The 22649-nt window shown below is 70.9% G+C and carries 24 protein-coding genes and 1 riboswitch; of the genes, 10 read left to right on the top strand and 14 right to left on the bottom strand.

The features are described from left to right. Positions 1-4: 4 nt before the first annotated feature. The 5 genes from PV682_RS04200 to PV682_RS04180 all read right to left on the bottom strand — a co-directional run bounded on the left by PV682_RS04200 (position 5) and on the right by PV682_RS04180 (position 2856). Positions 5-664 (bottom strand): response regulator transcription factor, encoded by a 660-nt coding sequence (locus PV682_RS04200; protein WP_319724105.1) that lies wholly within the window; start codon positions 662-664, stop codon positions 5-7. Between the two features lie 5 nt (positions 665-669). Then, positions 670-1986 (bottom strand): MFS transporter, encoded by a 1317-nt coding sequence (locus PV682_RS04195; protein WP_319724102.1) that lies wholly within the window; start codon positions 1984-1986, stop codon positions 670-672. 126 nt (positions 1987-2112) lie between these two features. Next, positions 2113-2286: a CsbD family protein gene (locus PV682_RS04190; RefSeq protein ID WP_319724100.1), complete on the bottom strand. Its 174-nt coding sequence runs from the start codon at positions 2284-2286 to the stop codon at positions 2113-2115. Between the two features lie 90 nt (positions 2287-2376). Continuing rightward, positions 2377-2526, bottom strand: a complete 150-nt coding sequence (locus PV682_RS04185) for a DUF5670 family protein (RefSeq protein ID WP_319724098.1) — start codon at positions 2524-2526, stop codon at positions 2377-2379. A gap of 117 nt (positions 2527-2643) precedes the next feature. After that, positions 2644-2856, bottom strand: a complete 213-nt coding sequence (locus PV682_RS04180; RefSeq protein ID WP_319724096.1) for a hypothetical protein — start codon at positions 2854-2856, stop codon at positions 2644-2646. A 383-nt stretch (positions 2857-3239) separates the two neighbouring features. Between PV682_RS04180 and PV682_RS04175 the strand changes: the two genes are divergently transcribed. Both PV682_RS04175 and PV682_RS04170 read left to right on the top strand, forming a co-directional pair. Further along, positions 3240-3536, top strand: a complete 297-nt coding sequence (locus PV682_RS04175; protein WP_319724094.1) for a hypothetical protein — start codon at positions 3240-3242, stop codon at positions 3534-3536. A 95-nt stretch (positions 3537-3631) separates the two neighbouring features. Beyond that, positions 3632-3988, top strand: coding sequence for a PRC-barrel domain-containing protein (locus PV682_RS04170; RefSeq protein WP_319724092.1), 357 nt, complete (start codon positions 3632-3634; stop codon positions 3986-3988). A gap of 17 nt (positions 3989-4005) precedes the next feature. Here the strand turns inward: PV682_RS04170 and PV682_RS04165 are convergent, their stop codons facing one another. Then, complete coding sequence (locus PV682_RS04165) at positions 4006-4500, bottom strand: Asp23/Gls24 family envelope stress response protein (RefSeq protein ID WP_319724090.1); 495 nt, start codon at positions 4498-4500, stop codon at positions 4006-4008. Between the two features lie 391 nt (positions 4501-4891). On the opposite strand from PV682_RS04165, the gene PV682_RS04160 reads away from it, so the two are divergent. The 3 genes from PV682_RS04160 to PV682_RS04150 all read left to right on the top strand — a co-directional run bounded on the left by PV682_RS04160 (position 4892) and on the right by PV682_RS04150 (position 6908). Continuing rightward, positions 4892-5317, top strand: coding sequence for an STAS domain-containing protein (locus PV682_RS04160; RefSeq protein WP_319724088.1), 426 nt, complete (start codon positions 4892-4894; stop codon positions 5315-5317). 51 nt (positions 5318-5368) lie between these two features. Beyond that, a complete protein-coding gene (locus PV682_RS04155; RefSeq protein ID WP_319724085.1) occupies positions 5369-6112 on the top strand; it encodes a GAF and ANTAR domain-containing protein in 744 nt (247 codons plus the stop codon). A gap of 79 nt (positions 6113-6191) precedes the next feature. Further along, positions 6192-6908: a GAF and ANTAR domain-containing protein gene (locus PV682_RS04150; RefSeq protein ID WP_319724083.1), complete on the top strand. Its 717-nt coding sequence runs from the start codon at positions 6192-6194 to the stop codon at positions 6906-6908. A gap of 525 nt (positions 6909-7433) precedes the next feature. Here the strand turns inward: PV682_RS04150 and PV682_RS04145 are convergent. The 4 genes from PV682_RS04145 to PV682_RS04130 all read right to left on the bottom strand — a co-directional run bounded on the left by PV682_RS04145 (position 7434) and on the right by PV682_RS04130 (position 10210). Beyond that, positions 7434-7685, bottom strand: a complete 252-nt coding sequence (locus PV682_RS04145; RefSeq protein WP_319724081.1) for a hypothetical protein — start codon at positions 7683-7685, stop codon at positions 7434-7436. 138 nt (positions 7686-7823) lie between these two features. Beyond that, the gene (locus PV682_RS04140) at positions 7824-8204 is read right to left on the bottom strand and encodes an STAS domain-containing protein (RefSeq protein ID WP_319724079.1); all 381 of its coding nucleotides are present in this window, start codon (positions 8202-8204) and stop codon (positions 7824-7826) included. A gap of 263 nt (positions 8205-8467) precedes the next feature. Beyond that, positions 8468-9322 carry a slipin family protein gene (locus tag PV682_RS04135; RefSeq protein WP_319724077.1) on the bottom strand — a complete coding sequence of 285 codons (855 nt, stop codon included), beginning with the start codon at positions 9320-9322 and terminating at the stop codon, positions 8468-8470. Positions 9323-9931: 609 nt separating this feature from the next. Further along, on the bottom strand, positions 9932-10210 hold the full coding sequence (locus PV682_RS04130) for a hypothetical protein (RefSeq protein ID WP_319724075.1): 279 nt from the start codon (positions 10208-10210) through the stop codon (positions 9932-9934). Position 10211: 1 nt separating this feature from the next. Between PV682_RS04130 and PV682_RS04125 the strand changes: the two genes are divergently transcribed. From PV682_RS04125 to PV682_RS04115, 3 genes are all read left to right on the top strand, one after another. Continuing rightward, on the top strand, positions 10212-10424 hold the full coding sequence (locus PV682_RS04125; protein ID WP_319724073.1) for a hypothetical protein: 213 nt from the start codon (positions 10212-10214) through the stop codon (positions 10422-10424). Between the two features lie 174 nt (positions 10425-10598). After that, a complete protein-coding gene (locus PV682_RS04120) occupies positions 10599-11963 on the top strand; it encodes an FAD-dependent oxidoreductase (protein ID WP_319724205.1) in 1365 nt (454 codons plus the stop codon). A 25-nt stretch (positions 11964-11988) separates the two neighbouring features. Then, positions 11989-12393: an ArsR/SmtB family transcription factor gene (locus PV682_RS04115; RefSeq protein ID WP_319724071.1), complete on the top strand. Its 405-nt coding sequence runs from the start codon at positions 11989-11991 to the stop codon at positions 12391-12393. A 4-nt stretch (positions 12394-12397) separates the two neighbouring features. Here the strand turns inward: PV682_RS04115 and PV682_RS04110 are convergent, their stop codons facing one another. The 4 genes from PV682_RS04110 to PV682_RS04095 all read right to left on the bottom strand — a co-directional run bounded on the left by PV682_RS04110 (position 12398) and on the right by PV682_RS04095 (position 17929). Beyond that, positions 12398-12910 carry a DinB family protein gene (locus PV682_RS04110; RefSeq protein WP_319724069.1) on the bottom strand — a complete coding sequence of 171 codons (513 nt, stop codon included), beginning with the start codon at positions 12908-12910 and terminating at the stop codon, positions 12398-12400. A gap of 13 nt (positions 12911-12923) precedes the next feature. Continuing rightward, positions 12924-14240: an ABC transporter ATP-binding protein gene (locus tag PV682_RS04105; protein ID WP_319724067.1), complete on the bottom strand. Its 1317-nt coding sequence runs from the start codon at positions 14238-14240 to the stop codon at positions 12924-12926. 74 nt (positions 14241-14314) lie between these two features. Next, positions 14315-16036 (bottom strand): ABC transporter permease, encoded by a 1722-nt coding sequence (locus tag PV682_RS04100; RefSeq protein ID WP_319724064.1) that lies wholly within the window; start codon positions 16034-16036, stop codon positions 14315-14317. A 390-nt stretch (positions 16037-16426) separates the two neighbouring features. Further along, a complete protein-coding gene (locus PV682_RS04095; protein ID WP_319724062.1) occupies positions 16427-17929 on the bottom strand; it encodes an MFS transporter in 1503 nt (500 codons plus the stop codon). 169 nt (positions 17930-18098) lie between these two features. Then, positions 18099-18318, top strand: a riboswitch (cobalamin riboswitch). Between the two features lie 129 nt (positions 18319-18447). Between PV682_RS04095 and metE the strand changes: the two genes are divergently transcribed. Together metE and PV682_RS04085 are read left to right on the top strand one after the other, a co-directional pair. Then, positions 18448-20739: a 5-methyltetrahydropteroyltriglutamate--homocysteine S-methyltransferase gene (gene metE / locus PV682_RS04090; RefSeq protein WP_319724060.1), complete on the top strand. Its 2292-nt coding sequence runs from the start codon at positions 18448-18450 to the stop codon at positions 20737-20739. A 165-nt stretch (positions 20740-20904) separates the two neighbouring features. Beyond that, positions 20905-22551: an allantoin permease gene (locus PV682_RS04085; protein ID WP_407705589.1), complete on the top strand. Its 1647-nt coding sequence runs from the start codon at positions 20905-20907 to the stop codon at positions 22549-22551. The last annotated feature ends 98 nt before the right edge of the window (positions 22552-22649 follow it).

The raw sequence follows: 22649 nt of genomic DNA, 5'->3' as shown, positions 1-22649 counted from the left end.
CCCCTCACCCGCCGAAGCGGTAGCCGAACCCCCGGATGGTGGTGAGGAGTTCGGGGCGGCCGAGTTTCGCGCGGAGCTGGGTGATGTGGACGTCGAGGGAGCGGGACACGGCCAGGTAGGCGTCGCCCCACACCTCGTCCAGGAGCTGCTGGCGGCTCACCGCGGCGCCCGGGCGGGAGGCGAGCGCGGCGAGGATCTCGAACTCCTTGGTGGTGAGCCGGACTTCGGCGTCGCCGACCTGTACGCGCCGTGCGTCCAGGTCGACTTCGACGTCCCCGGCGCGGACCGTGCGCTGCGCCGGGGCGGCGAGGGCGGCGGCGCGGCGGGCCACCGCCTCGATGCGGGCGAGGAGTTCGGCGAGGCGGACCGGTTTGACGAGGTAGTCGTCGGCGCCGAGCCTGAGGCCCCTCACGACGGAGCGTTCGTCGCCGCGCGCGGTGAGGATCAGCACCGGGAGGGGGCTGACCGCGCGGAGTTTGCGCAGGACGTCGAGGCCGTCGAGGTCGGGCAGGCCGAGGTCGAGCAGGAGCAGGTCGGTCTGGCGGTGCCGGGTGAGGACCTCCTCGCCCCTGCGGACGCGGGCGGGTTCGTGTCCGGCGTCGTACAGGGCCTCGGTGAGGGCGCCCGCGACCCCGTCGTCGTCCTCGGCCAGCAGCACCCGCACCGCGCCTACCCCTTCCGCTCGTCCAGCGGCGAGCTCTCGGACGTCTCGCGCATCCGAATGTAGACGAGCAGCGAGACGAGGACGCAGGCGGTGACGTAGAAGAAGTACCAGCTCTCGTGGCCGATGTCCTTGAACCACAGGGCGATGTACTCGGCGGTCCCGCCGAAGAGGGCGACGGTCAGCGCGTACGGCAGACCGACTCCGAGCGCGCGGATGGCCGTCGGGAACAGCTCGGCCTTCACGACCGCGCTGATCGACGTGTACAGCGAGCTGATCGCCAGCGGCACGACCATCAGCCCGAAGGCGTAGTACGGGTTGTCGGTGTGCGACAGCAGCGTCAGCGAGGGGACGACGACGAGCGCGCCGAGCACCCCGAACCCGATCAGCAGCGGACGCCGTCCCACCCGGTCGGAGAGGCGGCCCATCACCGGTTGCAGCGCCACGAACACCAGCAGGGCGCAGAAGTTGATCCACGCGGCGGTCGGTTTCGCGATGCCGCTGGTGTTGACCATGAACTTCTGGAGGTAGGTCGTGTACGTGTAGAAGAACAGCGTGCCGCCCATGGTGAGTCCGACGACGACCAGGCACTGACGCGGGTACGACAGCAGCATCCGCAGACTCCCCCGGTCCCCGTCCGCCTCGCCCCGCTCGAAGCTCTCCGACTCGTCCATCCCGCGCCGCAGCCACAGCACGACCACCGCCCCGGCGGCCCCCACCACGAACGCGATCCGCCACCCCCACGACTCCATCTGCCCGTCGCTCAGCACCGACTGGAGAACGATCTGGAGCCCCAGTGCCGTCAACTGCCCGGCGATCAGCGTCACATACTGGAAACTGGAGTAGTACCCGCGCTTGCCCGGCGTCGCCACCTCGGACATGTACGTCGCCGAGGTCGAGTACTCCCCGCCGACCGAGATCCCCTGCAACAACCGCGCGGCGACCAGCAGTACCGGCGCCACCACCCCGATCGTGTCGTACGACGGCGTCAGCGCCACGATCAGCGACCCGACCGCCATCAACGTCACCGACAGCGTGAGCGCCGCCCGCCTCCCCCGCCGATCGGCATACCGCCCCAGCACCCACCCCCCGATGGGCCGCATCAGGAACCCGACCGCGAACACGGCTGCGGTGTTGAGCAGTTGAGCCGTCTGATCCCCCGACGGAAAGAACGCGGCGGCGAAATACACACTGAACGCGGTGTACGCGTACCAGTCGTACCACTCGATCAGATTCCCGACCGACCCGCGCACGATGTTCTTCGCGACCCTGCGCTCGTCGTGCCGGGCGCCCCTCTCGTGGACGGCGGTGTCCTGCGTGGCCATCGAAACTCCCTCGTCAGCGGCCTGGAGCAGCCAGAATCCGGGGGACGAGGGGGGTGGACAAGATCGTGCGCGAAGTCCTAACACTCCCTTAGGACTCAGCGTGGGCACCGCCCGGGGCGTCGGTGGTCAGGGCCTGAAGGCGTCCTTGGCCTTGTCGCCGGACCGCTTGAGGTTTCCGGAGACCCGGTCGGTCCTGCCTTCGCGCTGCAGCCGCCTGTTGCGGATGGTCCGGCCGACGCGTTCGGTGAATCGGCCCTTGAACGCCTGTGCCCTGTGTTTGATGGTTCGTCCGACACTCATGGCCGGCCTCCTGTGTGTCTGGTGGGTGGGTTCCCGCGTGTGATCGCCGTACAGGCCGTTCCCGCGGGCGGGGTCGGGCTTCGGAACCGACTACCGGTGGCGGGCACCGCCTCGCCCGCGCATCGCGAAGCCGACGATCCAGACGACCAGCAGGACGGCGGCGACCCACCACAGGAGTTGCATCGTGAAGCCGAACCCGAAAACCACCAGGATCAGCAGAAGGAGAAGAATCCAGACCATTGCCGGGCCTCCGTATCGCGGGGACTTCCTTGGTTCCGCGGGGTCCGGGCGAAGCGGGGAGGTGGAATGCCGCGTCCCGATGCCCCGGGGTGGCATGGCCCTACGCCGTGCCACCAGTCAACGCCCGTCGGCCTCCCCTGTCAACGCGGCGTCGACACCGGTGAGTTGCGGGAGCCGCACCGGGACCGCCGGGGCGAGCGGAGCCTCGGCGGGAGATTCGGCCGGCTCGATCCGCGGTGCGGGCAGGATGCGGTCCTCCCACCACGAAAGGGCCATCACGGCGGCCAGCAGAACGAAGGGCGTCGAAGCGGGAACGATCAGCGCATACATGTGTACCGCCTGGTAAGGGATGCGTGCGACGCGGCGGACGGTAGATCGTTGCCCGCCGGGGGGCTCATCGGGGCTTCGCCGGGATCTCGTGGCGACGGGTGTGCACGGGAACGGCCGGGCTCGTGACGCGGCACGTTCCGGCACCGATGCGCGAGGTGCGTCCGCTGGGACGCGTTGGCGGTGCGACGCAGCCGGGGGCCGGGGCGGCATTGCGCACGCTAGCCCACGCGGCAGTTCCCCGACAGGTTGTCAAGTGGCCATCCGCGCCGGGCAGGACGCGCTGACATCGCACGGTATCCGCACCTCTCGGGCAGGACTACGCTGTGGTGTGAGGCCCCGGTCCCCGGTATCGACGCAGTGTCCCGCTCCCGGGGAGGCCCACCATGTTCGTCCTGCTCCTCGTCCTCATCGCCGTTCTGTTCGGCTTCGGCTTCCTTCACCCCATCTGGTGGGTGGCGGCGGCTGTGCTGGTCTACGGCGCGATCCGCCAGGGCCGCGATCACGGCGGAGGCCTGACCCGCGGCGGCGGTTCTGGTCCTGGGGACTCCCGGGGGGCCCGGGACTACCAGGAGTACCGGCAACGCAGGGATCGTCAGAACCGCTGGGACCGCCGCTACTTCCGCCAGAACCGGGCACGCCTGCGGCGCGAGGACCGTCGGGACCATGAACACGACGGGTGACCCGTGCCATGGGCGGGCAGGGAACGCGTCGGCGGGACAGGACCTCGGCGCGCGCATCGTCATCGGCCGATGAACCGGCCGGGTAGGGAGAGGTCATGATCCACGCAGCCGACGTCCGGGAATGGCGCAACCTCGCTGTCGTCGACGCCGAGGCGCACAAGATCGGTGTCCTGGAGGCCGTCTACGTGGACACCACCACCGACGAGCCGGCCATGGCCACGGTACGGACGGGCCTGCCCACCCGGCACCGCCTGGTCTTCGTCCCGCTTGAGGACGCGATCGCCGGGCCCGGCTATCTCAAGGTCGGCTATGTCAGGACGCTGGTGAAGCAGGCCCCTTCGATCGGCACCGACGACGTCCTGCCCGCCGAGGACGAGGAAGCGATCTTCAGACACTACGGGCTGCCGTACCGTCCCGGTGCGGCCGGCGAACGTCAACTGGCACGCCGCTGACCGCCCCGGGCAAGCCCCTACCGCACCCGGTCCTCGCGGGGCTCCTGCGTGTCATCGTCCGGCAGGTGCACGTCGTCGACCGCGATGTTCACCTCGACGACCTCCAGGCCCGTCATCTGTTCCACCGCGGCGATCACGTTCTCACGGACCTCGACGGCGAGGTCCGTGATGCTCACCCCGTAGGCGATGACGACCTGGAGATCGACGGCGGTCTGCTTCTCACCCACCTCGGCCTTCACGCCGCGCCCCGCGCTCGGATGTCCGCCCGGGACCCGGTCGCGCATCGCGCCCACGGTGCGGGCGAAGCCGCCACCCAGCGCGTGGATCCCCGGGACCTCCCGTGCGGCGATCCCGGCGATCTTCTCCACCACCCCGTCGGCGATGGTCGTCCGGCCGCGGGCCTCCGGCGGTTCCTGGAGCAGGGGGCGTGCGGGCCGCCGTGTCGTGCCCAGGGCGGCGCGAGGCTCTCCCGGGTCGGGCTGGGGCAGGGTCGTACCGTTCGGCTCCGTCATGCGAAGCCACCTCCTCGGGTGGTGCACGGACTGACGTGCCCGGCGGCCGTCGGCCGCCGCGTTTCGCGCCACTTGCCCAGTACCGCGCTGTGCGAAGGACATGCCCGCGCGCGGCGTCACATCGCGGCCACAGTCCAGGCACCGGAACCGGGCGGGCCGGCCGGCCCCACCGGACCGTGCCAGGAACTATGCTGCTGTACAGACGTCCCAGACCCCGGCGGCTTGTCGTTCCTCGATACAGATGACGCGGGAAGCGGATTCGTGGTCCGTCGCCCGGCGCATCCCAGGAGAGAACCGGGTGGGTTTCCGTGCTGTCGTGCGGATGGCCGGCCCCGCCCTCGTCCCGACTCCGCCGAACGTACTTCCGGATGCTCTTCCGAACCGAGGCGTCATGTCCCTTCCGCAGCTCGCCGTGTATCGCCATGACCGAAGGAAACGGGCACTGATCACCCTGGCGGGTGAGATCGATCTGGAATCCGCGCCGTTGGTGCGTGCGGCCCTGGAGCTGTGCCTGCGGGACGGCATCCGCGCCATCGACGTCGACCTCACTCCGGTCGAATTCTGTGACTGCAGCGGCCTCAACGTCTTCCTGCACGCCGCGGAGCGGATCACCGCGGCGGGCGGCACGCTGCAACTGCACCACCCGCCACCGATGTTCGCCCTTGTCGCCGATATCGCCGGCTGCGGGTTCCTGTTCCTCGGCCTTCCGCCCGGCCCCCTGCCACCTCCCCCCGGCGGCGCCGCGGGCATACCCACTCAAGCCACGACCCGCCGGTCCGCACCCCTCGCACGTCTCCTCTCGGACGATGCGCGATGACGGCCGGACCCGGACCGGGACGGTCACGAAAGCCAGGCGGCGGTGGCCCGCGTGGGTCCTGAGAGCAGGTCGGCACGCATCCAGCGGCTGGTGGCCGAGCAGGCGGCCCGACGCGGTGCCCGGGTCGCCCTGGTGGACGTGTGCGCCGCGGCCGTGGCCGCGCTGCCGGTCGGCGGGGCCGGGCTGTCGGCGATGTCCAGGGCCGCGCCGAGCCACCCGCTGTGCAGCACCGACGGCATCAGTGAGCAGTTGGAGGAGCTCCAGCTCACCTTGGGCGAGGGGCCCTGCGTGGACGCCTTCCGGCATGGTTCGGCCGTTCTGACACCTGATCTGCTGGCCCGCGGCCTGCAGGACAGCTGGATGGTGTTCGCCGAGGCGGCCCTGGAAGCCGGGGCCCGCGCGGTCTTCGCGTTCCCTCTACAGGTGGGCGCGATCAGCCCGGGAGTGCTGGACCTGTACGCCCATGCGCCGGTCCGGTTGGACGCGGAGGAACTGGCGGACGCGCTGGCGTTCGCCGATCTCGCGACGCTGGTGCTGCTCGACGCGCGCATCGAGGAGACCGGCAGGCCGCGCGGCTCCGCCGAGGACCTGGGCGCGTACCGGGCGGAGATCGACCAGGCCACCGGGATGCTCACGGTCCAGCTCGGCGTCGGCATCGAGGAAGCCTTCGTCCGGCTCCGCGCGTACGCCTATACGCAGGGGCGCCGGCTCGCGGACGTGGCCGCGGACGTGGTGGCCCGCCGGCTTCGTTTCCCACCGGACGCGGAGCCGGATCGGACCGGGCAGGACACCTGATGTACCGGTGCCGGCCGAGAAACGTGCTGTCCTTCCCGCCCGTTCGGGCCGGGACCAGTCTTCATTGAGGGTGTCCACGATGGATCAACAACTCCTGGCCAAGACCTTCGTCGAACTGGCCGACAACCTGGTCGCCGACTTCGACCTCATGGACTTCCTGCGGCTGCTGACCGACCGCTGCGTCGGCCTGCTCGACGCGAGCGCCGCCGGGGTGCTGCTCGCGGACCGGGACGGCAAACTCCGCGTCATGGCGGCCTCCGACGAACAGGTTCGCCTGCTGGAGCTCTTCCAGCTCCAGAACGACGAGGGCCCCTGCCTAGCGTGTTTCCACACCGGCGCACCGGTGATCGTCCCCGACCTGACCCGGGAGGTCGACCGCTGGCCACGCTTCGTCACGGCGGCCCACCGCAGCGGATTCGGGGCCGTCCAGGCCCTGCCCATGCGCCTGCGGGAGGAGACCGTGGGTGCCCTGAACCTGTTCCGGGCCGCGCCCGGCCCCTTCGACCCGACCGCCACCCTCGTGGCCCAGGCGTTGGCCGACGTCGCCACCATCAGCCTGTTGCAGCAACGCACCGCGCAGCGCGGCACCGTGCTGAACGAACAGTTGCAGGCGGCGCTGAACAGCCGGGTACTGATCGAGCAGGCCAAGGGGAAGTTCGCCGAACGCCAGGGCGTCGACATGGAGCAGGCGTTCAGTGCGCTGCGCGGCTACGCCCGCGCGCACAACCGCCGCCTGGCCGACGTGGCCCGGGCCTTCATCGACGGCTCCGAACCCCTTACGGGGCTGGGGTCCTGACCCACACCGCTCCTGCGCCGGTGGCCGTGGGCCGGACAGCCGCCTCACGACGGCGGCGGCCGTCCGGAGCGCGAGGAACGGGAGCCCCCCCCCCCGCCGTGTCCTCGCGCGTTGTCCTCCGCGGCGGCGGGGTTGCTGGGAACACCCCGTCTGGAAATTGCCGGGAGGACTCGGGCTGGAGCCGCGCTGTCCGGCGATACGGCTCCGGCCTGGCCTGTTTTCCGACTCGGGGGCTGGGAGCCTGAACGGGGAGAGCGGCTGGTGCCTGGCACGGTCACGGTCCGGTCTTCCCTGCGCGCAGCCTAGAACAGATTCAGGAGCGGCGGAACAGTGCCTGGCGAAGGGGCCGCTCGTCCCGGGTCGAGGGCCGGTCGCCTTGAGTGAAGTGAACGGCGGCCACGGGGAGGTACCGGGCCCCGGCGCCGCACCGTACAGCGGAGCGGGGGAGCTGTCCCCGGAGCAGGAGGCGCGGCGGATCGCCGCGGTACGCAGACGCCGGCCGCTCCTCACCGGGCACGGTGTCGGTCACCCGCGCGGCTCGCCGTCCCGGCGGGCCGCGTGCCTCCAGCGCGCCCGATACCGAGGGCGGTACCGGCGCTTTTGGTGCTCCCCGGGACCCAGACCGCCGCCACGGTCCCAGCCGCCGCCTTCACCACGGCGCCCGTACTGGACGACGGCGGCCACCAGAACGACGGAGGCCGCGGCCACCCACCAGACGGAGCTGAGGAAGCCGAAGCCGAACAGGACCACGATGACGATGAGGAACAGGGTGAACACGGCGGCCTTCCCGGAGCGGAGTGTCACTGGCAGGGGCCGGGGCCTGTTCGAACAGCGTAGCCCTGCCCGGAGGCGGCTGGTGACGCCGCATGCGACGATCTCGCTCCCGGACCGACCGGGTCCCGTCCGCTCCACGGGTCAGCCCGTAGCCTCCTCGGCGGCGAGTTCCAGGGCTTCTTTCCGTACGGCGAACGGGGGGAACCGGCCGATGAGTTCCGCCGCGTGCAGAATCCTCAGGATCATCGGGTGCGGGCAGACGAGCAACAGCCCTCCGTGCCGCTCCCTGACCCGCCGTTCAGCGTGGCACAGCAGTCGCAGCCCGTAGCAGTCGAAGAACTCGACCGGAGTCAGATCGATCACCACGGTCCGCCCATGAGCGGCTGTCGCGGCGTCCAGGTCCGGCAGGATCTGCTGGGCGGTGGCCATGTCGATCTCGCCGTGGAACTCGATGACGGTGAATCCGCTGACCTGGTGGCTGTCGATGTGCCCATGCGGCCATGTCCTGTTGCCCTGTTGCACAGCGTCTCTCCCCGGTGAGCCCGGCTGCCCGAGATCTCGGGAGCAGGGATGCTTTCGCCGCCAGGGGCCGGGGCGGTAACAGGCGGCCAGCGTATGGCCCATTGCCGCCTCTTGCGCGACAAAACGATTCTCTGTACGGGGAGTTCGCCCGATGGGGCGATTTTCGGCATATCGACTTGACATGGGGCGCCTCGGCTCTCTGCCGCTCACGAACGTCACGGAGAGCCGAGGCTTTCCCGCCAGTCGTGTTCCGTGCACGACGGTCACACGGTCTCGGGCACACCGTTCGGCGTAGGTCCGGAGGGCGTCTTGGCGAGGAGTTCGACGGGCGGTGCCGGGGAGGTGGCAGCTGCCGTCTCCCGGGCGAGGAAGGCGCCGAGTTCGCCGATGGTGCTCATGAGGGGGGCGGGGAAGACGACCGTGCTGTTCTTGTCCACTGCGATCTCGACCAGGCTCTGCAGGTTACGCAGTTGCAGGGCCAAGGGGTGGGCCATCATCGTGTCGGAGGCGTCGCCGAGCGCGGCGGCGGCCAGGGACTCGCCCTCCGCGTTGATGATCTTCGCTCGCTTCTCCCGCTCGGCCTCGGCCTGGCGGGCCATGGCGCGCTTCATGCTGTCGGGCAGCTGGATGTCCTTGAGCTCGACCAGGGTGACCTGGACGCCCCAATCCGCTGTGGTGACGTCGAGGATCTCGCGGATGTCCAGGTTGATGCGGTCGGTCTCGGAGAGGGTCTCGTCGAGGGTGTGCTGGCCGACGACTTTCCGCAGGGTGGTCTGGGCGATCTGATTGATCGCCGCGTGGACGTTCTCGACTGCGATGACCGACTTCACGGCGTCGGTCACCCGGAAGTAGGCGACCGCCGACACGTCCACGCTCACGTTGTCCCGCGTGATGATCCCCTGGGACTGGATGGGCATGGTGACGACCCGCAGGGACACCCGGTGCAGTACGTCCACGAACGGGATGATGATCCGCAGCCCCGGATCCCGGGTTCCCACCAGGCGACCGAAGCGGAACAGCACGCCCATCTCGTACTGCTTGACGATTTTCACGGCCATCGCGAGTGCCAGGACGGCGAGAACCGCGACGACGACCAGGAGAAAGATCAGGACTCCCATGTGCTGCTCCTCGGGTTGAGGACCGCGTCGTTGTCGCGCGAGGTCCCAGGGACGAGTGGTCGGGTGGCAGCGTGTGAGGCACCGGCACGTTGCCCGGGTGCCGGGAGAACCGCGCGCTGTCACCTGAGCGGGGCGCGGCGCGAGCCGTAGGCCCGCCAGGTGTCCAGCATCCCTTGCCTCTCACGTCTGCCGCTTGGGCCGAACGGTCCCCGGAGCACTGGGTTTCCCGGCGAGACTCAGCCAGGTGATCGGTGACCAAAGTGTCCAGCGGGCCGGTCATCCGCGGCGCGGGGCTGAAGCCCAGGACGGCGCAGGCCCGGCCGGTCTCGGTGACCAGGAGCTGTTCGGCCGCGCGGCGGTGCTCGGCGATCCCCGGGGCGAGCGCGGTGTGGTTGGCGCATCCGCATCGTGACGACCGCGCCGGCGAAGGCGCGGTGTCCGGCAGGACCGGCCCACGGACACGGTCGGTGTCCCGGCCGGCGTGGTCCGGGCGCGCGCCGAAGGTGCGCTGAGTCGTGCCGCCTGAGCCGGTCGGGACGACAGGGCCCGCCCGGTGCCCGGCTGCCGGGACGGACCCTCCACACCCTCGGCCGTGGCGGCGGGTTCAACTCATTTCGTGCCCTGCCCCGCGGGGCAGGGCACGAGGGTCGCCGGTGGCTCCCCGGCCGACGCCGGCTCCCGGTACCGAACGACCCCAGCCGCCAGGGTCAGCGGGCCGATCAGCAGGACGAGTGCCGCGACCGCGACCTCACGTTCGCCGCCGCCTCCGTCGGCGCGGCGTCCTGCGGCGCCGCTCAGTTCCATGACGACGGGGGACGCGTACGCGAGACCGATGCCGGCGACGGCGAAGCCCGCGAAGGCGGACGCCGGGGAGGGGGCGAGGACCACGGTGGCCAGTCCCAGGCCGCCGATCACGGAACCCCCGGCGGGCATCCGTCGCGCGCCCCGGCACGTCTTCCGGCCGCGCACGCGGGACGTCCGCCTCATCAACCCGGCCTACTGCCACGAGACGGAGAAGGCCCACGGTGCCACCCGCACCACGCCGGGTTTCTTCATCGGCTTCACCGACGACACCCTGGACCACGCCGTGACGTGGGGATGACCGGGACGGCCGCACGCGCGTTCAACGCCCCTGGGAAGGCGCGCTGTTCGGCATCCCGGACTTCGGCACGCCCCCCGGCGCAAAGCGGGATACTTGCCTCTTCGCACGACGTGACAACCAGGGAGCTGATCAGTGAACTCTGCGGCAGGGACGGGGCGGCGGCACGCGGTGGTCGTGGGCGGGAGTCTTGCGGGGCTGCTGGCCGCGCGGGTGCTCGCCGGGCATGCCGAGCGGGTGACCGTCGTCGAGCGGGACCGGTTCCCGGAGGAGGGCGGGGCGCGGCCGGGTGTGCCGCAGGGGCGGCATCCGCACGTGCTGTTGCGGGGCGGGCAGACGGCGATGGAGTCGCTGTTGCCGGGATTCCTGGAGGAGTTGAGGGCGGCGGGGGCGCCCTGGGTGGGGATGCCGTCGGACATGGCGTTGTGGCAACACGGGCGCTGGTTCCGCCGGTTCCCCGCGACGACGCACATCTACACGGGTTCCCGGGGGCAGTTGGAGGAGATCGTGCGGCGGCGGGTGCTCGCCGACCCTCTGATCGAGGTGCTGGAGGGGACCGACGTCGTCGGGCTGCTCGGGGACGCCGCGCGGGTGCGGGGTGTTCAGGTGCGGGACCGTGCCCAGGGCGCCGGGGCCGAACTCCTGGACATCGAGGCCGACTTGGTCGTCGACGCATCCGGCAGCGGGACCAAGGCGGGGCAGTGGCTCGCGCAGATCGGCGCCGGCGCCGTACCGGAGGAGACCATCGACACCGGGCTCGCGTACGCGTCCCGCGTCTACCGGGGCAAGGGGGGTGCCGTCCTCGACGACGGGGGGACCCTCGGGTACTACGTGTATCCCAACCCCGAACAGGTCCACGCCGGCGGCGCGTTGCCGTTGGAGGACGGCACGCATCTGGTGATCGTGTCGGGGCTGCGCGGGGACGAACCGCCCACGGACGAGGCGGCGTTCGAGGCGTACACCAAGCGGCTGGCGCATCCGCTACTCGACCGGTGGATGGCGGAGGCCGAGCCGCTGACCGCGCCGTTCGGGTTCCGGCGGACGTCGAACATCCGGCGCCGCTACGACCTGCCGGGAACGCCCGCCGGGTTCCTCGCGACCGGGGACGCGCTGTGCACGTTCAACCCGATCTACGGCCAGGGCATGGCCATCGCCGCGATGAGCGCGGTCGCGCTGCGTGACGCGCTCGCCGGCCGGCGCCGCACGCCGACGACCCGGCGCGTGCAGGAAGCGCTGCTCGCCGCGTCGCGGCAGGCGTGGGACATCTCCGCCGGGGCGGACCGGCAGATGCCGGGGGCGACCGGGACGGCCGTCGCCACCAAGCCCGCCGACCGGGTCGCGGGGTGGTATCTGCGCCGGGTCACCGAGCGGTCCCCCGGCGACCCCGTCGTCGGGACCGCCTTCCGCGCCGTACTGACCCTGTCCGCGCCGGTCACGGCCCTGTTCGCACCCGCCGTCGCCAAGGCCGTGCTGTTCGGCCCGCCGGCCCCGACGCCCGACGGCCCGCCGCCGGTCCGCGAGGAGACCGGCACAGCCGTCTGACTCCCCGTCCGGGTACCCTACTTGCATGGAAGCGCAAGTAGGGTCCTGGGACGAGCACCAGGCCGACCAGGCGGTCGCCGTCCTCAAGGCGGTCGCCGACCCGTCCCGCTACCGCCTGCTGTGGGCGCTCACGGACCGCGAACTCCCGGTCAGCAGGCTCGCGGAGATCATCGGCGCCCACGTCGCGGCGACGTCCCAGCACCTGGCCCGCCTGCGCGGCGCCGGCCTGGTCGACTCGCGCCGCGAGGGAACCCGCATCTTCTACCGCGCCGCCGGCCCCCGGGTACGGGCCCTGCTGGAGGGCGCGGTCCTGGCGGCCGACGAGGCGGGCGCGCAGGAGGAGGCTGCCGGGGAGGTCACGGGTACGGCGCCGGAGACCGCGCGGGCCGGGGAGAAGGCCCGCGCCGCACGCCCCGCCACCGCGCACTGACGGCTCAGCCCTGTCGGAGGTAGAGGTCGCGCAGCAAGGCGATCTCGGCGCCGTGGTGGATCAACTCCCGGTTGACGTGCAGGACCCTGTTCTCCAGGGGATACCGCTCGGGCCCCACCGACGGCGGACCGTCCAGGTCGGCGTCCGAGAGCCCGCGAACCCCCGCGTTCCACCGCCCGTACATCTCGTCGAGCTGCTTCAGCGCCTCGTCGGCGGTCCCCGCGTACGCGAACGTCTCGGAGTCGACCTCCGGCCCGCCGAAGTACCACCCGGTGCGGTACCCCAGGCACGAGACGACGATGTGCGCCAGCCGCCAGGCGATCGTGGTCACCGGCGCCGGTACCGGGGCGGGGGACGCGAAGTCCGGCGTCCACTTCCCCGAGCTCGGCCGGACGTTCCAGCAGTCCCCCACCGGCTCCCAGAAGTACTCGTCGTCGCTGAGCCCCTCCAGCCGTGGCCGCAGGTTCGTCCGCCAGTACCAGTCCAGCTGCTCCGCGAGCCGCTCGCTTCTCGTCATGCCCGCACCGTACCTACCGCGCCCCGGCCTCCTCCGCCCGGTACTCCTGCGGCTCGGCGTCGTACGCGTACAGCTCCGCGTACCGTCCCCAGTCCGTCGCCGTCTCCAGTTGCCGGGTCACCTGCTCGCTCGTGTAGTGGTGGGCCAGCAGGTCCCGGAAGAAGCCCGCGCGCAGGGTGCCCTTGGGGTTCTGGCCGAGGCTGGTCGTGATCAGCCGCACCAGCGGGGCCTGTACGGCGGCCTGGGCGAAGATCCGCTTCGAGTCCTGGACGTCCGCGCCCGCGAAGGCCGTGCCCGCCTCGGTGAGGAGCAGGTCGTCGCCGGTGACCGTGCCGAAGCCGAGCAGGTCGAGGGCGTCGACCTGGGGCAGCAGGTCGTCGATCTCCAGGCCGAGGTCGTCCGCGAGGTCCGCGAGGTCGCAGGCGCCGCCCCGGCTGAGGACGAGTTCCGCGAGGCCGGAGAGGCCGTCGACGCTGGCCGGGGGCAGGGGCGTGTTCGCGGGCGTGCGCTTGTCGAGTTCGGGGGTCTCGTGGCGGCCGGGGATACGGCCCTCCTTCTGGCGGCCGGTCATCGTGCGGTACACCCGGTCGACGATGTCCTCGAACGCCGCCGAGTCCCGGTCGCGGGGCCGGTCCATGCCGACCTCGAAGACCTCGCGGATCGTGCCGTACGGCCGGGCGCCGAGGACGACGATCCGGTCCGCCATCAGCACGGCCTCCTCGATGTTGTGGGTGACGAGGACGATCGCCCGGGTCGGGAACCGCCCCGACTCCCACAGCTCCATCAGCTCGCCGCGCAGGTTCTCGGCGGTGAGGACGTCCAGCGCTGAGAACGGCTCGTCCATCATCAGGACGTCCGGCTCGACGACCAACGCCCGCGCGAATCCCACGCGTTGGCGCATCCCGCCGGACAGCTCCTTGGGGTACGCGGACTCGAAGCCGTCGAGGCCGATCAGCTCGATGGCCTGCCGGGCGGCCTCGGCGCGCTCGACCGCGCCGATCCCCTTGGCCTCCAGGCCCAGTTCGACGTTCTGCTGGACCGTGAGCCACGGCAGCAGCGCGAACGTCTGGAACACCATCGCGGTACCGGGGTTGGCCCCGGTCAGCGGCGTCCCCTTGTACGTGACGGTGCCGGAGGAGGCCGGGACGAGCCCGGCGAGGCAGCGCAGCAGCGTCGACTTGCCGGACCCCGACTTGCCGAGCAGCGCGACGACTTCACCGGAACGGACCTGGAGGTCGATGCCGGACAGGACGGGGAGTTCGCCGTCGGCGCCGGCGTAGGACTTGGTGAGACCGACGGTTTCGAGGAGGAGGTCGTTGGCCAGAGTCATGGTGGTACTCCAAAACACATGTGGGACAAGGAAGTTCAGAGGGCGCCCGGCCTCGTTCGGGCGGCGCCGGAAAGTCACAGCGAGTAGCGCTTCTCCGCCAGTCGATACAGCCGCCGCCACAGCACCCGGTTCAGCAGCACGACGTACAGGCTCATCACCGCGACCCCGGCCAGCAGGTGCGGGTTGTCGCCCTTGGCGGTGGCCCGCGCGATGTACGCGCCGAGTCCGGTCGCCGTCAGGGTCGTACCGCCGAAGGTGACGACCTCGGAGACGATGGAGGCGTTCCAGGCGCCGCCGGACGCGGTGATGCCGCCGGTGACGTACGCGGGGAAGATGCCCGGCAGGATCAGCCGCTTCCAGCGCTGCCAGCCGACGACGCCCAGGTCGTCCATGGCTTCGCGCAGGTCCGTCGGGATGGCCATGGCTCCGGCGATGGTGTTGAAGAGGATGTACCACTGCGCGCCGAGCGCCATGAGCAGCGTGCCGCCGATGTTGATGGACAGCCCGGTCTTCAGGAAGAACCAGACGGCGAGCGGGAAGAGGAAGTTGGCCGGGAAGGAGGCCAGCACCTGCACTATGGGCTGGGCGATCCGCGTCAGCCGGGGCGAGAACCCGATCTTCACGCCGACCGGCACCCAGACGACGGTGGCGAGCGCGACCAGCACGATCACGCGGACGAACGTCGCGAGGCCGAGGAGCAGCGGCTCCCCGAAGACGCCGAGGCCGGTGCGGTCGTACAGATAGCGGCCGAGGTCGGCGAGCCCCCAGAGGATCAGCCCGCCCGCGACGAGGGTGAAGACGACGTCGCCGGTGCGCTGCCTTGCGCGGTCGACGGTCAGCCGCTGGTCGTCGCGGCCGAACACCCGCCCCGCCCTGCTCAGCGCGTGCCCTACGGGGCGCAGCGCCTTGCCGAGGAGCCGGGGCCAGTGGGAGCGGCGCAGCAGGTCGAGGACGACGGACTTCTGCACCTCGCCCGCTTCGGACTGCTCGTTCTTGAAGCGTTCGGCCCAGGCCGTGAGGGGCCGCCAGAAGAGGAAGTTGACGCCGATGACCATGACGGCCATGGCGAGGATGGCCCAGCCGACCTTGCCGAGGTCGCCGTCGGCGATGGCGGCGCCCGCGTAGGAGCCGATGCCGGGCAGCGCGTACTGCTTGTTGTTGACGCTGATCGCCTCGGACGCGACGAGGAAGAACCAGCCGCCGCCGAAGCTCATCATGCCGTTCCAGACGAGGCCGATCATCCCGGAGGGGAGTTCGACCTTCCAGAACCGCATCCAGCGGGTGAACCCGAACGACCGTGACAGCTCGTCGAGTTCACGCGGGAGGGAGGTCAGGGAGGAGTAGAAGCCGAACGTCATGTTCCACGCCTGCGAGGTGAAGATCGCGAAGATCGACGCGAACTCCAGGCCGAGCATCGAGCCGGGGAACAGGGCGATGAACCCGGTCACGGCGACGGTCAGGAAGCCGAGGACGGGGACCGACTGGAGAATGTCGAGCGCCGGGATCAGGACACGTTCCAGCCTGCGGCTCTTGGCCGCCGCGTAGGCGTAGACGAACGTGAAGGCGACCGAGGCGGCCAGCGCCGCGAACATCCGCAGCAGGGAGCGGGCCGCGTCGTACGGGAGGCGCAGGGGGGCGGTGTCGACGTGCAGGTCGGTGTGGGTGTTGAAGGCGACGGTGGTGCCCTGGCCGACGCGCAGGACGGTGTAGAGCAGCACGAGGACGGCGGCGGCGACGGCCGCGTCCACCCAGGAGAAGCGGGAGAGCAGGGGTCGTTTGACAGCACGGATCAGCATCACGGAGCCTCCGCCCACACTCTGCGCACGGCGAGGCGGCCCGGCCGGTGGCGGCGCGCCGACGGCGGGGCAGGGTCACCCGGGGAGCACGGGGAGTGTGGGGAGTGAAGAAGAGAAGGGGGGTTTCAGCGAGCGCCCTGGGGGCGGCTCGGACTGGGAGGTTCTGCGCCCATGGCCGCCTCCGTTCCGCGACATGACTGCACCCGTGGCGGGTCCGACAGGGTGAGTCTGCACCTTCTTGCGTCCAGACGCAAATAAAGGCGGAGGCTCTTGCCCGCCTCTCACCTGCGCAGACGAAACCCGCGCACACGCGAACGGGCCCGGTGTCTCCCCAGACACCGGGCCTGTCACCCGCGCCCCTCCGCTCAGGGCGCGGTCACCACATGCCGCTCACATGTGGACCGTGGGAGCCGCGTTCTCGTCGGCCTTCGGAACGCCGCTGCGGTAGAGCAGCAGGGTGAGGACGGCGCCGACCGCGAAGAACCCGGCCGACCACCAGTACGCGGTGGAGTACGACTCCAGCGCGGCGTGCGCCTGGACGAGCTTGTCGGCCGCGTTCCTGCCGTCCAGGTAGGTGGTCGCGGCGCTCGCGGCGAGCGTGTTGAGCAGGGCGGTGCCGATGGAGCCGCCGATCTGCTGCATCGTGTTGACGGCGGCCGAGGCGACCCCGGCGTCGTGCGCGGCGACGCCGCTGGTGGCCAGGGACATCGCGGGCGCCATGACCAGGCCGATGCCGAGGCCGGTGAGGACCAGCGGCGGCATGACGTGGGTGGCGTACGTGCTGTCGAGGTCCAGGCCCGTCATCCAGACCAGGCCGAGCGCGCCGAGGCCCATGCCGAGCGGGACGATCACCTTCGGGCCGATCCGCGGGACGAGGAAGCTGGTCGCGACGGTGGCCGCGACCATCAGCGCGCCGACCATCGGCAGGAACGCGAGCCCGGTCTTGACGGCGGAGAAGCCGAGGCTGAGCTGGAGGTAGTAGGTCAGGAAGAGGAAGACGCCGAACATCCCGGCGCTGGAGATCAGCATCACGGCGAAGGAGGCGCCGCGGTCGCGGTCGAGCAGGACGCGCAGCGGGAGCAGCGGGTGGGACGCCCTGGTCTGCCACCAGGTGAACGCGGCGAGCAGGACGGCGCCGATGGTCAAGAAGCCCCAGGAGCGCGGGGAGGACCAGTCGTGGGACTCGGCCATCGAGAAGCCGTAGACGACGGAGAAGAGACCCGTGGTGACGAGGATCGTGCCGGGGATGTCGAGTTTCGCGCCGGGTTCGCGGGCCGTGCGCTTGAGCAGGATCCAGCCGCCGACCAGGGGGATCACGGCGAGGGCGAGGTTGACGTAGAGGGTCCAGCGCCAGTCGAGGTACTCGGTGAGGACCCCGCCGAGCAGCAGGCCGACGGCCGCGCCGGAGCCGGCGATGGCGCCGTAGATACCGAAGGCGCGGGCGCGCTCCTTGGCGTCGGTGAACGTCGTGGTCAGCAGGGAGAGCGCGGCCGGTGCGAGGAGCGCGCCGAACAGGCCCTGGAGGGTGCGGCCGACGACGAGGACCTCGAAGTTCGTGGCGGCGCCGGCCAGCGCGGAGGCCGCCGCGAAGCCGCCGACGCCGATCAGGAAGGCGACCTTGCGGCCGAAGAGGTCCGCGATCCGGCCGCCGAGGAGCAGGAGGCTGCCGAAGGCGAGGGAGTAGGCGGTGACGATCCAGGTCCGGTCGCCGTCGGAGAACCCGAGGTCGGCCTGGGCGGACGGCATCGCGATGTTCACGATCGTCGCGTCCAGGGTGACCATCAGCTGGGCTATGCCGATCATCGCGAGGACCCACCAGCGGTGACGGGACGCGGGTTCCTCGGCTGTCTTCGTGAGTGACGTCGTGTCCGGCGTCTGAGTGGTCTGTGACATCAGGGGCCTGCTCCGATGAGATGATCGGGCGTCTCGCGAACGAAACGGTTTCGTACTTCAGGAACGCTACACACCTCACTAGCGAAACTCAACCGTTTCGATAAAGAGACCGGCGTCACATACCGGCCGGTTTCCCAAAGGCCCTCCCCGTACCGGCGGTTCACCCCGTACGCTGATCACCGCAGCCGGTTCGCCCCGTCAGCCAGACGGGCCGCGTCGCAAGAGGGAACCCGGTGGGAATCCGGGACTGCCCCGCAGCGGTGAGCGGGAACGACCGCCGTCATACGCACTGGGCCCATGGGGCCTGGGAAGCGACGGCCAGTAGGTGCCTCGTCCTCGGAGGAGGCGTGCCCGCGAGTCCGAAGACCTGCCGACTGCCCGTGCGCGATGTGTTCGCGCACGGAGTTCCGGTGACCTCGCGGGTGGGTCGGCGCACAGGCGGCTTCGTGCCGTCCGCTCCTTCACGCCCTCGTCCCGTCGCCGGGACCTCAGGGAATCGTCTCGTGAAGGAGATCTCCGTGACCACGAAGTCCGCAGCCGCGGCAACCCTGTACGGCTACCCCCGGCAGGGCGAGCACCGGGAACTGAAGAAGGCCGTCGAGGGCTACTGGAAGGGCCGCGTCACCGCAGGCGAACTCCGCTCGACCGCCGCCGACCTGCGCGCCGCGACCTGGCGCCGCCTCTCCGACGCCGGCCTCGACGAGGTGCCCACCGGCGACTTCTCGCTGTACGACCACGTCCTCGACACCAGCGTCATGGTCGGCGCGATTCCCGTACGCCACGCGGGAATCGCCGACCCGTTGGACCGCTACTTCGCCATGGCGCGCGGCACGCAGGACGCGCCGCCACTGGAGATGACCAAGTGGTTCGACACCAACTACCACTACCTGGTGCCCGAGTTGGGCCCGGACACGGTCTTCCGCGCCGAACCCGCCCAGCAGCTCGCCGAGTTGAGGGAGGCCCTCGCCCTCGGCCTGACGGCGCGCCCGGTCCTCGTCGGCCCGGTCACCTACCTGCTGCTGGCCAAGCCCGCCCCCGGCGTCGACCCCGCCTTCGAGCCGCTCACCCTCCTCGACCGGCTCCTGCCGGTGTACGCCGAGATCCTCGCCGAGCTGCGCGCGGCCGGTGCCCGGTGGGTGCAGCTCGACGAGCCCGCCCTCGTCCAGGACCGCACCCCGGCCGAGCTGAACGCCGCCGCGCGCGCGTACCGGGACCTCGGCACGCTCGGGGACCGTCCCGAGCTGCTGGTCGCGACCTACTTCGACCGGCCCGGCGAGGCCCTGCCGGTGCTGGCCAAGGCGCCCGTCGAGGGGCTCGCCCTCGACTTCACGCGGCCCGGCACGCTGGAGGACCTCGCGTCCGTCGGCGGGCTGCCCGGCAAGCGGCTCGTCGCGGGGGTGGTCGACGGCCGCAACGTCTGGGTGAACGACCTCGCGAAGTCGCTGACCCTGCTGGGCACCCTCCTCGGGCTCGCCGGCCGCGTCGACGTCGCCGCCTCCTGCTCCCTCCTGCACGTCCCCCTCGACACCGGCCTCGAACGCGACACCGACCCGCAGATCCTGCGCTGGCTGGCCTTCGCCCGGCAGAAGACCGCCGAGGTCGTCACCCTGGCGCGCGGACTGACCAGCGGAACCGGCGCCATCGCCGCCGAACTCGCCGCCAACCACGCGGATTTGACGTCCCGGGCAGGGTCACCGATCACGCGCGACCCGGATGTGCGGGCCCGTGCGGCGGCGGTCACTGCGGCCGACACCCGCCGCGAACAGCCGTACGCCGAGCGGGCCTTGGCGCAGCGCGCGCATCTCGGGCTGCCCACGCTGCCGACGACCACGATCGGCTCGTTCCCGCAGACCGGTGAACTCCGGGCCGCCCGCGCGGACTTGCGGGCGGGGCGGATCGGCCTCGACGGCTACGAGGACCGCATCCGCGCCGAGATCCGGGAGGTGATCGCCTTCCAGGAGAAGGCCGGCATCGACGTGCTGGTCCACGGCGAACCCGAACGGAACGACATGGTCCAGTACTTCGCCGAACAGCTCACGGGCTACCTCGCCACCCAGCACGGCTGGGTCCAGTCCTACGGCACCCGGTACGTCCGTCCCCCGATCCTCGCCGGGGACATCTCCCGCCCCGACCCGATGACGGTCCGCTGGACGTCGTACGCCCAGTCCCTCACCTCCCGCCCGGTCAAGGGCATGTTGACGGGGCCGGTGACGATGCTGGCGTGGTCGTTCGTACGGGACGACCAGCCGCTCGGCGAGACGGCCCGCCAGGTGGCGCTCGCCCTGCGCGACGAGGTGAACGACCTTGAGGCGGCGGGGAGTCCGGTGATCCAGGTGGACGAACCGGCGCTGCGGGAAACGCTGCCGCTGCGCGGGGCGGACCACGCGGCGTACCTGGAGTGGGCGACGGAGGCGTTCCGCCTGGCGACGTCCGGCGTCCAGGCGCGCACCCAGATCCACACGCACATGTGCTATGCGGAGTTCGGGGACGTCGTGGAGGCGATCGACGCGCTGGACGCGGACGTGATCAGCCTGGAGGCGGCCCGCTCGCACATGCAGGTGGCGCGGGAACTGGCGGCGCACGGCTATCCGAGGGAGGCGGGCCCGGGGGTGTACGACATCCACTCGCCGCGCGTGCCGAGCGCGGAGGAGGCTTCGGCGTTGCTCCGGGCGGGACTTGAGGCGATCCCGGCGGACCGCCTGTGGGTGAACCCGGACTGCGGGCTGAAGACGAGGGGCTGGCCGGAGACGCGGGAGTCGCTGGAGAACCTGGTGACGGCGGCGAGGAGGGTGCGGGCGGAACTGTCCTGAGCCGGGAGGTGAAGCCCTCGGGGATCCCCGGGGGCTTCGCCCGTTCACCGAAACATCTCCTTCATACAGGAAGTATTTAGGGGTAACACCCTCTGCCTACCGTCTCCGTGCTCCCGCAAGCCGTCTCGCGGGACAACAGTCCCCTCCCCGCCGCAAGGAGATGTAGTGAGCGTCGAGCCGCAGACAGACATACGCACAGCCCCAGCCCCGACCACCGACCAGGCCACCAAGGAGACCCTGGAGGACTACACCCTCCGCTTCGCGCCCCGCAGCTACCGCCGCTGGACCCCGATGGTCGTGGCGACGACCGCGCTGGGCGGCATCGCCTACATGGCGGACTTCTCGATCGGCGCGGGCATCGGCCTGGCGCACGGCACCGGCAACGCGCTCGTGGCGATCGCCGTGGCGGCCGTGGTCATCTTCGTGACGGGGTTCCCGCTGGCGTACTACGGCGCGCGGTACAACATCGACCTGGACCTGATCACGCGGGGCTCGGGGTTCGGGTACTACGGCTCGGTGCTGACCAGCGTCATCTTCGCGAGCTTCACGTTCATCTTCTTCGCGCTCGAAGGGTCGATCATGGCCCAGGGGCTGAAGCTGGGCCTCGGACTCCCCCTGTGGCTCGGCTACCTGGTCTCCACGCTGATGGTCATCCCGCTGGTGATCTACGGCATGAAGGCGCTGAGCAAGCTCCAGGTGTGGACGACGCCGATCTGGCTGCTGCTGATGGTGGGGCCGCTGGTGTACCTGGTCGCGACCGACCCCGGCACGGTCGACAAGTTCCTGAACTACGCGGGTACGGACGGCGAGGGCGGCATCAACACGGCGTCCGTGCTCCTCGGGGCCGGCGTGTGTCTCTCGCTCATCGCGCAGATCGGTGAGCAGATCGACTACCTGCGGTTCATGCCGCCCAAGACCGAGGCGAACAAGCGGAGCTGGTGGACGGCCGTGATCATGGCCGGTCCCGGGTGGGTGGTCCTCGGTGCGCTGAAGCAGGCGATCGGCGTGTTCCTCGCGGTGTACATCATCGCGAAGGTCGGGGCGGACGCGGCGCCCGAGCCGATCCAGCAGTTCCGGGGCGCGTTCGACGCGATGATGCCGTCCTGGCTGGTCGTTCCGCTGGCCGTCGTCCTCGTCGTGATCAGCCAGATCAAGATCAATGTGACGAACGCGTACTCCGGTTCGCTGGCCTGGACGAACTCGTTCACGCGGGTGACCAAGCGGTATCCCGGGCGCATGGTGTTCGTCCTGGTCAACCTCTCGTTCGCGCTGATCCTGATGGAGGCCGACATGTTCAGCTTCCTCAACAGCATCCTCGGCTTCTACTCCAACTGCGCGATCGCGTGGGTCGTGACGGTCGCGACGGACATCGGCGTCAACAAGTACGTCCTCAAACTCTCCCCGCTCCAGCCGGAGTTCCGCCGGGGCATGCTGTACGCGGTGAACCCGGTGGGCGTCGTCGCCTTCGTGGCGGCCTCGGGCCTGTCGATCGCCCTGTACTTCCACGCCCTCGGCGACACGCTCCAGCCGTACTCGCCGGTCGCGGCGGCGGTCCTGGCCTTCGTCCTCACCCCCCTGATGGCTATCGCCACGAAGGGCAAGTACTACCTCCGCCGCACGGACGACGGCATAGCCGAACCCCTCCTCGACCCGGACGGCAACCCCAGCGCCACCACCTACGACTGCCACGTCTGCCACCAGCCCTACGAGCGCCCCGACCTCACCGCCTGCGCGACCCACGACGCGGTGGTCTGCTCGCTGTGCCTGAGCACGGACACGGTGGGCGACCACGTCCTGCCCGCGACGGCGTAACGCCCCGCGCCCACGAGACGGGGACGACGGCCTCAGGACCGAGGGAGTCGTCCCCGTTCCCGTGCCCCCGCCGTGGCGGAGTGACGGGTTCCGGTCGG

This window comes from Streptomyces niveiscabiei (genome assembly GCF_033794345.1).
In the GTDB taxonomy this organism is placed as follows: domain Bacteria; phylum Actinomycetota; class Actinomycetes; order Streptomycetales; family Streptomycetaceae; genus Streptomyces; species Streptomyces niveiscabiei.
The sequence above is the reverse complement of the archived record's forward strand: the minus strand, read 5'-3'. Positions and strand labels throughout refer to the sequence as shown.